Here is a 16758-nt window from a genome sequence, read left to right as displayed (position 1 = left end):
AAAGATCAGCCCGATTCTCGTTTCATCGCGTCTAGCGCTTCAGGCTTAAGCAGCTCAAGGCCGCGCGTTGCGTTGAATCCGTGGATCTCTTTCACATCAAGCTTGCGCATGAAGGCAATGGTTTCTGGCGTGATCACCTGGCCCGGAACCATGATTGGAAAGCCTGGTGGATAGGGAATAACGAACTTGGCGGAAACTAGTTCCGGGCCATTCGTCAGCCGCTCGTCGATACGGGGATCATTCAGGCGGATGCACTCGCAAGCCTGCGGGTCATAGGCCAGGTAGTAGGCGGCACGCATGTCGCCTTCCGACGTTGCGCTCTCGCTGTTCTTGCGCAGGGCGTTATGGAAGCGGCTGAAGTCCGGCAGATGGGGCACATCCTCAACCAGTCCCTTCACGCGAGCCTGGAAACTGGCTCGCTCCTCGTCGCCGCCCTCTTCCCATTCACGCTCCAGCCCGCGGGAGATATCTGCCAGCGCCTTGATCAGGTGCGCCAAGTCACTGCGGGTATTGTTAATATTGATCTGTACCAGGACGCTGTTACGTGATGTCTTGTTGACCTGGATATCGTAGGATTCGGCGAGCAGTCCCTTGAAGCGGGTGCCGTCGTAGCCCGCGTTGCCGCAAAGCAATGTGATGCGTGTCGGATCGAGAAAGAATTCGTCGGCGCGCAAGGCCTGGGTAGCATCCGCGACGGTGCTGCCCGGCATGCCGTAATCGGCAAATCCGGAAACGCGATACTCCGCCGGAATCATGTCCGCCGGGGTTGCGGCATGGAAGTACTTTGAGATCAGCGGATGAATATTGATCTCCTTGCGGATCTCGATGGCCAGTTGCAGCGCGCGCTGCACCAGCTCATAGCCTTCGAGTTCCATTTGCCGCCGGGCCACATCGATGGAGGCAATGATCTGCAGGTTCGGCGATGTCGAGGTATGCGTGAAGAAGGCTTCCTTGAACTGTGCCTCGACGGTGTGGAATTGCTGGTCGGCCACCACAATGATCGAACCCTGGCGCAAGGACGACATTGACTTGTGGATTGACTCTGTCTCATAGACGCGTACCTTCACCTGGTCCGGGTCAGGCAGCAATGGCATGTCGAGCCGTCGTGCATCGGTGTCGCCGATGCCATCGAGCGATGCCTTAAAGGCTTCGTACTTTTCCCGATAGGCCGAATCATGCATCAGCTCGCGCAACTTGGCCGCTCCCCCCATCGCGGTGCGCATGCGAAGCAGCGGCGAGAATCGGGCAAAGCCGAACCACGCCTCGTCCCACAGGAAGATGAGATCCGGCTTGATGGCCAGGCACTCCAGCATGGTCTGTTCCACGTTGGCGATGTGGCCGTCAAACGTGCAATTGGTCAGCACCAGCATCTTCGCCCGGTCGAGCTTGCCTTCGGCCTTGAGCGCCAGCAGCGCCTGCTTGATGGGGCGGATTGCCAGGCTGCCGTACATCGAATATTGAGTGAGCGGGTAGGCATCGATGTAGAGCGGCTGCGCACCGGCCAGGACAATGCCGTAGTGGTGCGATTTGTGGCAGTCGCGGTCGATCAGGACGATGTCACCCGGCGTGAGCAGCGCCTGGTGGACGATCTTGTTGGCGGTCGAGGTACCATTCGTGACGAAGAAGGACCGGTCGCCGCCGAATGCCCGCGCAGCTTTGTCCTGCGCCACCTTGATATTGCCGGCTGGCTCCAGCAGGCTGTCCAGCCCGCCGGTGGTGGCGCATGACTCCGCGAGAAACAGATTGGCGCCATAGAACTCACCCATGTCGCGAATCCAGTTCGACTTGAAGATGGACTTGCCTCGGGCGATTGGCAGCGCGTGAAAGGTACCGATCGGCCGTGCCGCGTAGTGCTTCAGATTGTCGAAATACGGCGTGTCGTAGCGGTCCTTGATGCCGTCCAGAATGGCAAGATGGACTTCCATGGGTTCCTCCGCGCCATAGAATATCCGGCGCAGCGGCGCGGCCTCCTCGGAGCCGGCAAGATGACCAACGTCGCGGTCTGTGGACAGGAACACATCGAGCTCGGGGCGCAGGCCCCGCAGCAGGTTGGCCAGCGCAGTACCCATATCCACCATGGCCGCTCCGGTCCCTGTCGGCGTATTGCGCACAATGATGTCGCGCAATGCCGGTGAGGTGTATTGCGACGCGAAGCCGAAGCCATCGACAATCACGACCGACTGAAGATTGCAGTTGAATATGGCTGCCAGCAGCGCGTCTTCAAAATTGCCGACCACGACCGTTTCATAGATGAATTGATCGTCATCGCGCCGCAGCCGGCGGAAGGTGTCACGCAAATCAGGCCAGGTCGAGCGCTCGCCGGCCGCCACCAGCAGCACCTCGAAATACGGTTTGCGGCTCTGTCCACGGCCGATCGATGGTGGCAGGAGATCCGGAAGGCGCGACTCACCGTCGTCGTCGGCAACCCAGGCCTCTCTGTCGTCCCGATAGCTATTGGAAAGTAACGCGCCACTGATGCGCTGGACGATGCGTTCCAGGCCAACCCAATCCCCTTCCGACAGGCGCTCCTGCACTTGCGCAAACAAGTGCAGTCCGGGGTAGGCGTTCAGCTCTTCGATCGGCTGGACTTCGTCCAACACAGTCTTGGCTTGCCGGCGCATATCATCAGCATTGCTCGCTCCTTCGGCCGCCAGGTTGCGCGCGATACGGTTGAGGACGCGCCAGCGGTCGACCCGAGCGTCCCAGGCCGAGAAGAACTGATTGAGTTCGAACTTTGGTGTCGTTGCTTCAGTTACAGCCATGTCGTTTCTCCGCTGTACGGGTGGATGTCCACAAGCGGGTGGCGATGGCATCGCACAGCGCTTCGACGATGACGGTCCGGGGGGCTTTGCGGTTCGCCGGGCTTTCGGCCAGTACAGGCCATCGCGCTTGCCAGGCGAACTGGGCAGCTTTGCGGCGTACAGCGACACACCGCTCGTCGCCGGTTCATCGGCGCATAGTCGTTCTGCGCATCGCAATCGGCCAGTAAGGTCTGCATCACCGCCAGTTCGTTGCGGCCGATGCGGCGCACACGCATTTGCTCAACCCCGCGCGCGTATCGAATTGCCGCCCCTTTTTCGTCTTTACCAGCGGAATCTGCTATGTCCAGTCGTCGTCTTTACCGGTCAGTTCGAGCGCCATACGGATGTTGCGTCCTCTCACGAGGGAAGCCGGGCAACTGGTGCTCTCTATCGTCCGCCAACTTTAGTCGTACGCCCCGCTGACACCTATGAAATCTTTTCGAAGCAGAAATAAGAATTCCTTTAAACGTCAGAAGTGCACGTCCACGCGCACGTTGCTTTGTTGTCGCAGCGCAGTGTCCCCCACATGACGCGCGGCCCCGGAACGGGCTTGCCTATCGCGACAATGCAACCCGCTAGGGAGTTTGGCCGAAGCACCGCCGGCGCATCGAGCCGCAACGGCTTTCGCGGGCGTGATGCGACGGAAGGCGGGACAACGCTTTCGGACTAGGTGGTGACGGCAATACCATGCAGTGCGACGTCGATCGGGGAAACTCGAGCCTGGGATCGGGATCATGACGGAGTTGCGGCTTTGGAGTTGGCGCGCGAGGCGAGTACCTTTGGCGGTCTAGGTTGCGGGCGGCGTTAGAGACTCCGATCCCTACAGGTCGGAGCGGCACAAACCATCAAGGATGGCACCGGGTTGGACTTCGCCCTGCATGTAGCCATCAAGTCATCGCCGCGTCGTGTTGTTCCATGCCAGTTGCGAATCGCTCCTGAGTGGCTGTAATCGTTCGCTACCAAGCAGGCTGGTACGCGCCATCGTTGTGGCAACTTGGAGCCACAACGACTTCGCACTCTGCGCAGCTTCTGCCTTGAAGTGATCAATCGGCCGCGTGTGCCAGGCTCAAGTTTTTTCCTATTCGGCGCCGCAAAATTTCATCTTGGAACCGCCGATGGTTACACATAGAGTATTCACTCCACCCTTAACCACAGCGTGTTCATCGGCCTGGTTGGAATTCCGGTATCGCATTTTTGGCCAATTCGAACGCAGTGGCAGATAGGTTTCAGTCTTTCCATGATGTACGTACACGCTTAGGGAGGAAACATGTCTGTCTTGTTGCTAGCAAACGTCGATCCGGATACGACTGAGGAGGAAATCCGTGCGTTCCTGGTCAAGTATGGATTGCCGGAATTCAACGACATCGAGTATCTCGACGGGGACGGCAGTAGGCCTGCTGCCAGGTTGACCTTTGACTCGCTGGACAGTGATGCCTTGGACAAGCTGAGAAGCCGTATTCACGGTATGTACTGGAAAGGGAAACAGCTTAGCGCACAGGTACTCAGAGAGCGCTTCGGCTGAACCGCGGGCAGCCCGTTTTCATTGACACTTCATCATTCACGCTGAAGGCGAAAGGCATGACTACGCCTTCTCGCGGCTGTCGTGCTGGCGACAACGGCGGCTGTATGGGCACCACCCGATACTCGCGTGGACGATACGCATGCACCAGGACAAGCCACCGCAATCGGTACGGCAAGGGGGAAATCGCCGGTGTCGGCGCCCCGAGACGTAAAGTTTCCCGTAAGGGCGGAGATTGGAAGTTGGTCCAATTCGTCGTGAATCGGAGGCCAAGCCTCATTTTTCGACGATGCCTTTAGTGGAGGCCAGCATGGATACAGGACAGAAACTGGCTCACGCCCGCGACGTGGGCGTGAAGACAAGCGTAGTGCTGCAAAAGCGCCTCAGGAACGCGCAAGAGGCCTTCAACAAACGGGCGCAGCAAGCCATGACCGGAGACCCGGCTACGCCGGCTGGCTGGCTGGCCGCGGCGGATCCGATGAACGCCTATGCCTACGCGGTTGACAGCATGCAGCGTGCCATTCTGTTCTGGGACACGATACGACAGCGGGGCAACAACTTTGTCGAGAATGCGGTGCAAGGCCTCAAGCCGGTTCTGCATTTTGAGTACGAGACCGTGCTGGATGGACGCAGCTTCGCGCGGCCCGTCAACTATGCGCTCCTTAAGATCACACCGCCGGAGGGCGTCACGATCGACAATCGCCGTCGCCCCTACGTCATCATCGATCCGCGTGCAGGGCACGGACCTGGCATTGGCGGCTTCAAGGACGACTCCCAAGTCGGCGTGGCACTGCGCGCGGGCCACCCGGTCTATTTCGTCATCTTCTTCCGCGACCCGGAGCCCGGGCAAACGCTTCTGGACGTATGTGAAGCGGAACAGCAGTTCATCAAGAAGGTGCGTGCGTTGCATCCTGACAGCCAGAAGCCGGCGATTATCGGCAACTGTCAGGGAGGCTGGGCCGCCATGATGCTCGCGGCGTCGGATCCGGACGACACCGGGCCCATTGTCATCAACGGCGCGCCGATGTCTTACTGGGGCGGTGCCTGGACCGCGGGCGAAGGCGACAACCCGATGCGCTACTCGGGCGGCCTGCTAGGCGGGACATGGCTGGCGTCCCTGACGGCGGATCTCGGCGACGGCAAGTTCGACGGTGCCTGGCTGGTCCAGAATTTCGAGAACCTGAATCCGGCCAACAGCTTGTGGGACAAGTACTACAACCTGTACCGCAAGGCCGATACCGAGCCGCCGCGCTTCTTGGAGTTCGAGCACTGGTGGGGCGGCTATTATCTGATGAACCGCGAAGAAATCGAATGGATCACGCGTAACCTCTTCGTGGGCAACAAGCTCTGGAGCGGCGATGTCAAGGATGCCGGCGGCAAGGGCTTTGATCTGCGCGACATCAAGGCTCCCATCGTGTTGTTTGCCTCAATGGGTGACAACATCACGCCGCCGCAACAGGCATTCACCTGGGTGGTGGATGTCTATGGAAGCACCGAGGAAATCAAGGCCCGGGGGCAGGTCATCGTCGGGATGATGCACCAGGATGTCGGCCACCTCGGCATCTTCGTTTCCGGTAAGGTCGCACAGAAGGAACACGCGCAGATTGTTTCCGTGCTGCAGAGCATCGAATTGTTGGCGCCGGGTCTTTACGGCATGGTGATCCATGAGCGGAAGTCCGGCGATGGCGTCGAGTACGAGGTCAAATTCCGCGAGCATTCTCTCGAAGAGATCGCGCAAAGGCTCAACCGCTTCGAGCGCGCCGACGAGAGGCCGTTCGAGGCCGTTGCTGCCGTCTCCGAATTCAACCAGCGCGCCTATGAACTGTTCGCCCAGCCGTACGTGCAAGCCATGTCGAACGAAACGACGGCACGCATGCTGCGAGAGTTCCATCCGCTAAGGATGCAGAACTGGGCGTTTTCCGATCTGAATCCCTGGATGGGCTGGCTAGGTGCGGCTGCCAATGCGATCAAGTCTAACCGGCAGGCGCTGGACGATGACCATCCGCTGCGCCAGCGAGAGCAGGCAGGCGCGGAAGTGCTCAGCGCCGGCCTCGACGCCTATCGTGCCGTGCGCGATGCGATGACGGAAGCCGCCTTCTTCAACGTGTACGCGAACATGTTGTCGGTCTTGCCGCAGGACAAGACGTCGCATGCCGGCCGGCCGGCGGTTACTGAGCCGCGCGAACTGCCGGAGGTCAAGGCGGCGTTAGCTTCGATCCGGGATGGCGGCTACGCGGAAGCCATCGCCCGGGTGGCCTGCCTGCTTAAGCGTCAGGGCGAGCCATTGCCGCTGTCCAGGCTCGAGCTACGCAAAGAGCTGGTGACGGACTACGCGGAACTGCTGCCGGAACTGCCCCCGGAGGCATGGCGCCAGGTTCGTGGCCAGCAGGAACTCATCACACTGTATGCGCCGGAACAGGCACTCGAGACGCTGCCGGTCCTGCTGCATGACCAGAACGATCGCTCCCACCTTCTAACACTGGCCGAGAAGCTCAGGGACGACGAGCGGCTGCTTGGCAGCACGCCGACGTCCGAGCAAGCCGCGATGCTGCTGCGTATCCGTGCAGCCCTGTCGGTCAAGCCTGATCGGCCGCGCCGTGGAGCGGTGCCACCGGTGGGACCCTCGTCCTAGCGCCACGTGCCGCCGTCGATGGAAATCCACAGCAACCTGCAGGAGAAAGTCCGTGAATGCCATGCATGAGAAGTATCAGCGCCTGATCGGCTACTGCAAGTCCCTTCCCCCCACGCCCACGGCAGTCGTCCATCCGTGCGACCAGAGTTCGCTGGAGGGCGCGGTGGAGGCCGCGCGACTGGGCCTGATTGCGCCGCTCCTGGTTGGGCCCCGCGGTCGTATCCAGGAGATCGCTCAGGCCAATGATATTGATATCAGCCAGTATCCCATCATCGATGCCGAGCACAGCCATGCCGCTGCCGCCGCCGCCGTGCGGCTGGTTCGCGAAGGCAAGGCTGAGGCCTTGATGAAGGGAAGCCTGCACACCGATGAACTGATGGGGGCGGTGGTCAGGGGGGAAAGCGGCTTGCGCACGGCGCGGCGGATCAGCCATTGCTTCGTCATGGATGTCCCCGGTCACGAGGACGCGCTCATCATTACCGACGCCGCGGTCAACATCGCGCCGACGCTGGAAGACAAGGCGGATATCCTCCAGAACGCCATTGATCTGGCGCATGCACTCCAGGTCAAGGAGGTGCGGGTCGCCATCCTCTCGGCCATGGAAACGGTCAATCCGAAGATACCGTCCACCGTGGAGGCTGCGGCGCTGTGCAAGATGGTTGACCGGCACCAGATTACTGGCGCGGTGGTCGATGGCCCGCTTGCGCTGGACAACGCTATCAACCTCGATGCCGCACGCATCAAGAAGATCGACTCTCCCGTCGCCGGTCGGGCGAACGTGCTGTTGGTACCAGACCTTGATGCCGGCAATATGCTGGCCAAGAGCCTGACGTTCCTGGCCGGTGCCGACGCTGCCGGGATCGTGCTGGGGGCACGGGTGCCCATTATCCTGACCAGTCGCGCGGATGCTGTCATGACGCGCCTGGCGTCATGTGCGGTGGCGGTGCTGGTGGCCAAGGCGCGCCGGGAATCCGGGCAGATACAGGGATGATGACATGGCAGACGTAATACTTGTCCTGAACGCCGGTTCTTCGAGCCTGAAGTACTGCGCCTACGATGCCAAGGGCGACGCACTCGAACTGATCCTGCGCGGGAGTATCGACGGGCTCTATACGTCGCCGAGCTTTCGGGCGGCGGATGCCTCGGGCACCAGCGTGGAAACCCGGCAGTGGGGCGATGGGACCAACCTTGGGCATGGCGGTGCCGTTGCCTTTCTGGCGGACTTTTTGAGGAGCCATGGAGAAGGCCATACGCTGGTGGGCGTTGGACATCGCGTGGTGCATGGCGGCCTACGCTTTTCCCGGCCGGAAAGGGTAAGCGAACCACTCCTGGCGGAGCTGGATGCGCTTTGCCCCCTGGCCCCACTGCATCAGCCGCACAACCTCAAGCCAATCCGGATTCTCGCCGAACGGCGGCCGGAGCTGCCGCAAGTGGCCTGCTTCGACACCGCCTTCCACCGGGCGCAGCCTGAAATCGCCCAAGCCTTTGCGCTACCGGCGTCGATGACGGAACGCGGCATCCGCCGCTATGGCTTCCACGGGCTTTCCTACGAGTACATTGCCAGCGTCATGCCTGGGACCGACGCAAGGGCAGCGGCCGGCCGCACCGTGGTGGCCCACCTTGGCAATGGCAGCAGCATGTGCGCACTGGTGGCCGGCCGCAGCGTTGCCAGCACCATGGGGTTCACCGCGGTCGACGGATTGCCGATGGGTACGCGCTGCGGCAGCCTCGATCCGGGAGTGATCCTGTACCTGATCAACCAGCTTGGCATGAGCGCGGCCGACATCGAGGACTTGATCTATCGGCAATCCGGCCTGCTCGGCGTCTCCGGCGTCTCGAGTGATATGCGGGTGCTGCTGGCCAGCGACGATCCCCGCGCGCGCCTTGCCGTTGAACTTTTCATCTATCGGATCGGGCGCGAGCTTGGCTCGCTAGCCGCAGCAGCGCAGGGTCTCGACGCGCTTGTCTTCACCGCGGGGATTGGCGAGCACGCTGCCTTGATCCGCGAGCGGGTGTGCCGCCAGGCAGCGTGGCTCGGGATCGATGTCGATGCGGCGGCGAATGGCAGCGGTGCGAGGCGCATCAGCGCAGAATCGAGCCGGGTGGCGGTATGGGTGATCCCGACGGATGAGGAACTGATGATTGCGCGGCACACCAAGGCATTCATCGGCACGGCGGCTGAATGAGCGCCGATGAGCCGCGGCTGAATTCAATTTCTGGGGAGAAGTCGGATGACCGTCCAGACCATGCAACCGATCCTGGCCAACGTCAAGGCGCTGGTATGCGGGATCGCGAATGAGCATTCCATCGCCTATGGTTGTGCCAAGGCGTTTCATGAGCTGGGCGCCGAGGTTGCGATCACCTATGCCAACGAAAAGACCCGGCAGTATGTAGAGCCGGTGGCGCAGGAACTTCAGGCACCCATCTTCCTGCCGCTCGATGTTTCCAACGAGGCCGAGATGGCGGCGCTGTTCAAGCAGATCGAGGACAAGTGGGGAAAGCTCGATATCCTGCTGCACTCGGTGGCCTGGGCGCCGAAGGACGACCTGCAGGGAGGGCTGCTGAACTGCTCCGCGGAAGGGTTTGCCAAGGCCATGGACGTCTCCTGCCATTCCTTCGTCCGGATGGCCCGCCTTGCTGCCCCGCTGATGCGGGACAGTGGAACCATGTTCACGATGAGCTATTACGGGGCCAACAAGGTCGTGCCAAACTATAACGTCATGGGACCGGTGAAAGCGGCACTGGAAGCGGTTTCGCGCTACCTGGCTTACGAACTGGGGTCTCAAGGAATTCGCGTTCATGCGATATCGCCGGGTCCGCTCAAGACGCGGGCTGCATCAGGCCTGAAGGACTTCGACCTGATGCTTGCCGACGCGGCGCAGCGCGCACCGCTCGGCGAGTTGGTCGACATCATGGATGTTGGGTATACCTGCGCCTTCCTTGCCACCCCCTATGCCCGCCGGTTGTCGGGCGAGACGCTTTACGTCGATGGTGGTGTGAACATAATGGGGTAGGCTCCCGCGGTGGATTTGCGCGGCACGGAACCTGTTCGTCGCACGCGCCATACAATGCGCCGCGTTCGTCAGGATAGCGCGATTGCTACGCTGCCTGCTCCTGCGTCCAGGGAGCGACGGCAACCATAGGCATCAATGTAGAAGCCAAGACTACGGGAGCCACCATGACCAACATTCGGGCAATTGTGTCGATAATGAGTGTATGCGGTACGCTGGGCCTGAACTGCATGGCACACGCGCAGCGCCAGGACGGTGCGGCTGCTGCAGCCGATGCTGTCAGCGAGGCTGTGCAGGAAGGACATAGTCCTTATCATCCCTCCCGCGTGCCGGTAGCTTCCGGCAATATCAATTCGGCGGAGTGCCAGGAGTTATTGGAGCAATTCAACGCGAGATCCAGCCGAGCGTACCAGCCCGCCTCCGGACGACCGATCACAACGAGCCAGGGGCGAGTCGTACCTGGTCTGGAAAAAGACCGTGCGCGCGACGATCTTATCGATACGTTCAGGGCAAAGTGCACACATTAGAGTACTGTGTGCCATAGACGGGTGCTCGGTAGCGTCCGCGGATCCCGGCGCCAGCAACGCTGGTTGATAGCCTGACGCGCTTGGGTAATGCCAACCATACCGGCGTGCCCGTGCACTGACTGCGTAGGCGCCGGATCCGCTTTGCCTACAGGCTATCTGCCAGCATGCCTTTCAGTCAAGCGCGGGGATCGGAGTTGGCGTTTGTGGCAGTGGGCGAGCGCTGCTACGGTCGTCCCGCCGGCGCATGTATTGGCGATGGATAAGTGGGGGCGAGGCCATGAACGCAGTCCAAACTGCAGGTCGGCTCAGCGCAGCGGAAGGCTGGTATCAACGCTTTACGACTCGCGCCACCAGGTCTCTCATTGCTTTTCTCTTCGCCGCGGCACCCGGATTGGCGCAAGCCGCCCTACCCGGTTCGCCCGGTCCATCCGATAGCGATGACTGGCGATTTGCTATTGCGCCGTACCTCTGGCTGCCTAACGTCAGCGGAGATTTTCGCTTTTCCGGATCGTCATCGACCGGCGGCGGCAATCTCGACATTGGCACGCGGCCGGATAGCTATCCACCAGCAGAACCACGACGCGTCCGTTTGGCCCCTTCAGGGTGACGGTTCTGGCGTCGGTGTCTGCCGTAGTTGGCGGAAAAGGAGGGTGCGTTCCCACTGACCGAGACCGGTGGGAAAGCCGGGGCAGCCCTACAGAGTGCGGATAAGGACATACTGATCCGATTATCCGAGAGATGACAAGGAGGGCTGGCTTCCCCCCATTCCGAAGCGCATCGAATTATCCATGCGGTTGCGCCGCCATTTGGCGTATGCCATGGCAGCCATACCGGCTTTCCGACTATTCTAATTAGCGGTAGAAGCCGATTTCCAGACAGCCAGGTTTTGCGACTCGCTCATGACAGCGAGGCATGCATGGGCGGATCCGGAGGATCCATGACACGATTGCCGACGCCTGCATTGCTCATATTTGCGTTGTTGCTGCTGGGCGGCTGCGCCAGCCGGCCGGTCAACCCGCCGATTGCCCACGCGGACCCCAATGCCGGCTATCGTTTTGTTACGCGCCCGCAGTACTCGACGGACAACGAGAACCTGGTGATCCTGGCTTTCTCGGGCGGTGGAACACGCGCTGCCGCATTCTCCTACGGCGTCCTTGAATTCTTGCGCAATACCGAAGTCGTCGGACCGACAGGCAAGAAGTCTCGCTTGCTGGACCATGTCGGGGTCATCACCGGCGTGTCGGGCGGAAGCTTTACGGCGCTCGCCTATGGCCTATACGGCGAAAAGCTGTTCGATGATTACGAACGACGCTTCCTCAAGCGCGACGTGCAGGGCACGATTACATGGCGCACGCTCAATCCGGCCTACTGGCCTGCCCTTTGGTCGAGCGGATGGGGCCGCTCGGAGCTGGCTGCAGACCTGTACGACGAGATCTTGTTCGATGGCGCGACGTTCGGCGACCTCCATCGTGGAAATGGTCCGTTGATCATCGCGTCGGCCACGGACATCTCCACTGGGGCCCGCCTGCCCTTTACGCAGGCCACCTTCGACGTGCTCTGCTCGGATTTGAATGCGATTCGGCTTTCCCGTGCCGCTGCCGCATCTTCGGCAGTACCGGTGGTGCTTACGCCCATCACACTCAACAACTACGGTGGCACCTGCGGCTACGAACCACCCGCCTGGATCAAGCCATTTGTCGATGCCAGGGACCCGCCCCGGCCGGCTGCACGTGCAACTCGTCATTTGCGAGAAGAGGCTGAGTTCGGCGACAGCATCAACCGGCCCTACCTCCATTTCGTGGATGGCGGTGTTTCAGACAACCTGGGCATGCGCAGCGTGCTGGATTCCTTGGAACTCATGGAAGCTCTGCATTTGGTCGGCCAGCCATCGCCGCTCGACCATATCCGTAGGATCGTGGTCTTTGTCGTCAATTCACTATCAACACCCAAGACGGCATGGGACAAATCGGAATCGCCACCGGGCACGCTGGCTATCCTGGTGAAAGCCTCTGGCGTTCCGATCGACCATTATTCCTACGAGGCGACAGAGCTGTTGAAGGACAGCCAGTCGCGGTGGCAAGCCATGCGCGAGGTCCGGAATTCCTCCGCGTTTGCAAAAAACAAGGATGCTGCGATAGCCACAGCGTTACGCACGCCAGACGCGACAATCTATGCCATCGATGTGTCGTTCGCCCAGTTGACGGACCAGACGGAGCTGGCGTACCTGAACGAACTGCCCACGTCGTTCTCCATCACGGCCGACGCTGTCGATCGGCTGCGCGCCGCCGCTGGGAAGATCATCCTCTCATCGCCCGATTTCCAACGGCTGCTGCAGGACGTCGGTGCCAGAATCGTAGCTGACCCGACGCCGGCGCAGAAGACGCCGGCAATTCCGCGAGGGAGGTAGCGCACTGGAAACATGCCCTCATTTGCTGTTTCGGCCGTGGCTCACGTTGCTGCCTCGATTGGCCAAATCGCGGGTGGAGGCACATCGCTTTATTCAAGCATTAAAGGAGGCATGAGAATGACGCGTCAATCGTTGTACATACTTGCATTGACTATTGGGCTACTCGCCGATGTCAACGCACAGCAAGCGGTGTACCCCGCAAAGGGGCAGTCACCGCAAAAGCAAAAGAGCGACGAGACCGCCTGCTATTCGTGGGCGGTCCAGCAAAGCGGATTCGATCCGGCCAAGGCGCCGCAGGCGGCCCCGCCACCGACTACGGCAACCGGAACGACCCCAGGCGCGGGGGCGCGGGGCGCGGCGCGAGGGGCGGTCGTGGGTGGAATCATGGGGGATGCTGGGGCCGGCGCAGCCGCTGGTGCGGTTGCCGGACGTGGGCAAAGCCGCAGGCAAAATGCCGCTACTGCGCAGCAAGGTCAGGCCGCGTCGCAGCAGCAGCAACAGGCCTTCGCCAATGCTCGCGCCGCCTGCCTTGAGGGACGCGGGTACACCGTCAAATGAAGTCGGAGGTGCAGGCACGCCATTCCCCTGCAGGCACTGTGGTGTCCCGGAGCTCATTATTGAGGTCATCCAGCGCAGTGCCTGCATCCGCGGACCGCCATTGCAGCGGGCCCCCGCCATCACTCGCATCCTTCTTGGCGTCGTCCGCCCCGTGCCTATACTGACATCGTCCTCGACCGTTCGCTGCATCGCCGAACATGATGGCGGTGGCGAAGGTTAATGCCAACGCGCCGCCCGCTCAGGCATGCACACTCGATTGGCCCGGCTGGGCATACGATGCCAACAGGGAACCTGCAATGGAGACGATGATGGATAAAGACGATCACCCGAAGCCGTTCTACAGATCCCTCTACTTCCAGGTCATCACCGCCATTGTCATCGGCGTCATTCTCGGCCATTTCTGGCCGCAGACCGGCGAGGCGATGAAGCCGTTGGGTGATGGCTTCATCAAGCTGATCAAGATGATCATCGCGCCGATCATCTTCTGCACGGTCGTGGTCGGCATTGCCGGCATGGAGGACATGAAAAAGGTCGGCAAGACCGGCGGGCTGGCGCTGCTGTACTTTGAGGTCGTGAGCAGCATTGCACTGTTGGTCGGCCTGTTTATCATCAACATCGTCAAGCCCGGCGCGGGCATGAACGTCGACGTATCCACCCTCGACACGAAGGGCATCGCCGCCTACACCGAGCCCGGCAAGATGCAAGGCACGGTCGATTTCCTGCTGCACGTGATCCCGAACACGGTGGTGGATGCCTTTGCCAAGGGTGAGATCCTCCAGGTGCTGCTGTTCGCGGTGATGTTCGGTTTCGCGCTGCACAGGTTCGGCGGTCGCGGCACGCTGGTGTTCGACTTTATCGAGAAGTTCTCGCATGTGCTGTTCACCATCGTCGGCTACATAATGAAAGTTGCGCCAATTGGCGCCTTCGGCGCGATGGCTTTCACCATCGGCAAGTACGGCGTGGCCTCGCTGCTGCAGCTTGGGCAGCTAATGGCGACCTTCTACGCCACCTGCCTGCTCTTCATCTTCGTCGTGCTGGGCACCATCGCGCGGCTGCATGGCTTCTCGATCTGGAAGTTCATCAAGTACATCAAGGAGGAACTGCTGATCGTGCTGGGCACGTCGTCGTCGGAATCGGTGTTGCCACGGATGATGGCCAAGCTGGAGAACCTGGGCGCGCGCAAGTCCGTCGTCGGACTGGTGATCCCGACTGGCTACTCCTTCAACCTGGATGGCACCTCCATCTACCTGACCATGGCGGCGGTGTTCATCGCCCAGGCCCGACATGAGCCTGACGCAGCAACTCACCCTGCTCGCCGTCCTCCTGCTGACCTCCAAGGGCGCCGCCGGCGTCACGGGGAGTGGCTTCATCGTGCTGGCGGCCACGCTTTCGGCGGTGGGGCATGTTCCGGTGGCGGGGTTGGCCCTGATCCTCGGCATTGACCGCTTCATGTCAGAGGCGCGCGCGCTGACCAACCTGATCGGCAACGGCGTGGCCACGGTGGTGGTGGCGAAATGGACCGGCGACCTTGATATCGAGCGGATGCGACGCAGGCTTGATGACGAGTCGGACATTGAGGCCGACGAGCCGGAAGTGGTGCTCGATCACGTCGCGACCCATATGCCGGTCGCCGACACCACGGCAAGCCGGTGAGAGCAGCGCGCAGCGACGGCCACAATGAAGCCGGGACGCTAATGGAACAGTTGGGCCGGAACAGGGTGTTTCTGGGCCGACTCCGGCCAGGGCCACTACCCTGCCATCCTGCGGCAGCGTAGCCGTATGGTTCCTGCATGACTACCCCGTCTAGAACGCGATGGCAAGCGAAGCAATGACCACCTGCTCTGGCGACGTCGGATTGAACCAGTACACGCCACCGGTGTACTTTTTGTATGTCAGTTGCACGAAACCGCCACGCTGGAACTCGCGGTCGCCGCCATAAATGCGCGTGTGCTGCGCGACAACACCCAGTCGCAACCATTCGACGGGGCGAAAGCCCAGTTCGCTCCAGGTGTAGGTATAGGCCGATGTGTCCCCCGTCCCGACCAGGTACTCCGCTTCGACGTAATAGTCGAACTTACCAATGGCGACGCTCACCTCCAGGCCGGGAATGGGCCCATGGGCGCCACCGGTGACAAAGCCGATGATCGGCGTGGCCTTGACCTTGATCGTCTCCCCGCCGGAGAACGACCACCCCACGAAGGCGGACTGCGAGTGGCGTGCTTCGTAGTTGATTCTCGCTTCAAGATGGAGCTTGCCATTGTGGTCGGCCGTGATGATGCCGGAGCCATAGTCCGAGTCCGAACGCGGCATGTTCCAGTATCCCGACAACAGGAAGCTCCAGGCGGGAGCCTCCTCGGCCGGCGGGGTCGGGGGCGCGGTGGCCGCAGTCACCTGCGCGTGGGCACAGGTGACTGCGCAGCAGAGCCCGGCGGCGGCCAGATGGGCGCGCATGTCAGCCACCCAGCGCGATTACGGCCATGGTCACGGCAACGCCGAGCGCCGTCATGCCGAGGCCAGCCAGCCACGGGCTGAAGCCCGCGTAGTGTCCCAGTGCCATGCCACCGCCGAACAGCATGATCAGCGTCAGCACGCGGGAGACCACCAGCGCCAGTTGGAGGTCGTCTAAGACGACGAAGGGCAGCGCGACGGGAAAGGTCGACAGGACAACGATGAAAAAGATGCGCACGGCGCCAAGGTAGTCCGCGAGATTGAGGCTCACGCGGTCGGACAGGGATGCCCCCGACGCCAGCCGGGTGCGGATCGGGCCCAGGTCGGCATCCGTTGCGATGGCATTCATTGTGGGCGGCAGTGCGTCGCGGATGGCGGCAATACCGGCGGCCCCGTCCGGGGCCTGCCGCACGGTCTGGGCGAGCTTGGCGCGCATGCCGCGGCCAGCAATCGTCCGCACCAGGAACATAATCGCGTCGACCAGCCCCCACGCGAGATTGCAGCCGAGCGCCGTGCGCAGCATGGTATGGCCGGCATCCGGGCCTGCGGTGGCGGAGTGCACGGCGCCGACGAACGTCAGCGCCATGAATAATCCGAACAGCATTTCGGAAACGCGGTCGATGACATCCAAAACCGAGCTTTGCCTGTCAGCGCTGTTGGCGCCCACCGGAGCCGCAATTGGCATGGTCGGTCCTCCCTCTTTCCATGGCTATCGAGATCCGCAAATTCGTTCCGAGCCCAGAGTCAAACACCAATATAGGCTGGGTGAGCCACAACGACCAAACATGCCGCAAACGGGGCAAGTGCTGTCAGGATGTACGCCACTTGAGTCGCGCCGGACATCGATATGTGATG

10 protein-coding genes and 2 pseudogenes are annotated in these 16758 nt (G+C 61.5%); 8 read left to right on the top strand and 4 right to left on the bottom strand.

Going from position 1 to position 16758, the window contains the following annotated elements; all coding sequences use genetic code 11:
- Positions 1-5 precede the first annotated feature (5 nt).
- Together E5S69_RS29465 and E5S69_RS32840 are read right to left on the bottom strand one after the other, a co-directional pair.
- The gene (locus tag E5S69_RS29465) at positions 6-2762 is read right to left on the bottom strand and encodes a decarboxylase (RefSeq protein WP_171517987.1); all 2757 of its coding nucleotides are present in this window, start codon (positions 2760-2762) and stop codon (positions 6-8) included.
- 138 nt (positions 2763-2900) lie between these two features.
- Positions 2901-2998 (bottom strand): annotated as a pseudogene (locus E5S69_RS32840) (DUF2950 domain-containing protein); the annotation flags it as partial.
- A gap of 1070 nt (positions 2999-4068) precedes the next feature.
- On the opposite strand from E5S69_RS32840, the gene E5S69_RS29455 reads away from it, so the two are divergent.
- The 8 genes and pseudogenes from E5S69_RS29455 (at position 4069) to E5S69_RS29420 (ending at position 15108) form a co-directional block, all read left to right on the top strand.
- The gene (locus tag E5S69_RS29455; protein WP_171517959.1) at positions 4069-4323 is read left to right on the top strand and encodes an RNA recognition motif domain-containing protein; all 255 of its coding nucleotides are present in this window, start codon (positions 4069-4071) and stop codon (positions 4321-4323) included.
- Between the two features lie 307 nt (positions 4324-4630).
- Complete coding sequence (locus E5S69_RS29450) at positions 4631-6952, top strand: DUF3141 domain-containing protein (protein WP_171517958.1); 2322 nt, start codon at positions 4631-4633, stop codon at positions 6950-6952.
- 52 nt (positions 6953-7004) lie between these two features.
- Positions 7005-7943 (top strand): phosphate acetyltransferase, encoded by a 939-nt coding sequence (locus E5S69_RS29445; RefSeq protein WP_171517957.1) that lies wholly within the window; start codon positions 7005-7007, stop codon positions 7941-7943.
- 4 nt (positions 7944-7947) lie between these two features.
- A complete protein-coding gene (locus tag E5S69_RS29440; RefSeq protein ID WP_171517956.1) occupies positions 7948-9138 on the top strand; it encodes an acetate/propionate family kinase in 1191 nt (396 codons plus the stop codon).
- A 45-nt stretch (positions 9139-9183) separates the two neighbouring features.
- Positions 9184-9966 (top strand): enoyl-ACP reductase FabI, encoded by a 783-nt coding sequence (fabI, locus tag E5S69_RS29435; RefSeq protein WP_171517955.1) that lies wholly within the window; start codon positions 9184-9186, stop codon positions 9964-9966.
- Positions 9967-10130: 164 nt separating this feature from the next.
- Entirely contained in the window at positions 10131-10490 is a 360-nt protein-coding gene (locus E5S69_RS29430) for a hypothetical protein (RefSeq protein WP_171517954.1), read from the top strand.
- A 937-nt stretch (positions 10491-11427) separates the two neighbouring features.
- Positions 11428-12897: a patatin-like phospholipase family protein gene (locus E5S69_RS29425; RefSeq protein ID WP_171517953.1), complete on the top strand. Its 1470-nt coding sequence runs from the start codon at positions 11428-11430 to the stop codon at positions 12895-12897.
- Between the two features lie 866 nt (positions 12898-13763).
- A pseudogene (locus E5S69_RS29420) lies at positions 13764-15108 on the top strand (dicarboxylate/amino acid:cation symporter).
- A gap of 150 nt (positions 15109-15258) precedes the next feature.
- Here E5S69_RS29420 and E5S69_RS29415 read toward each other — a convergent pair.
- Together E5S69_RS29415 and E5S69_RS29410 are read right to left on the bottom strand one after the other, a co-directional pair.
- A complete protein-coding gene (locus E5S69_RS29415; protein WP_171517952.1) occupies positions 15259-15906 on the bottom strand; it encodes a hypothetical protein in 648 nt (215 codons plus the stop codon).
- Between the two features lies 1 nt (position 15907).
- Positions 15908-16588, bottom strand: a complete 681-nt coding sequence (locus E5S69_RS29410; protein WP_171517951.1) for a hypothetical protein — start codon at positions 16586-16588, stop codon at positions 15908-15910.
- Between the last annotated feature and the right edge of the window lie 170 nt (positions 16589-16758).

The organism is Cupriavidus necator, from assembly GCF_013141915.1.
GTDB classification, from domain to species: Bacteria; Pseudomonadota; Gammaproteobacteria; order Burkholderiales; family Burkholderiaceae; genus Cupriavidus; species Cupriavidus necator_B.
The sequence above is the reverse complement of the archived record's forward strand: the minus strand, read 5'-3'. Positions and strand labels throughout refer to the sequence as shown.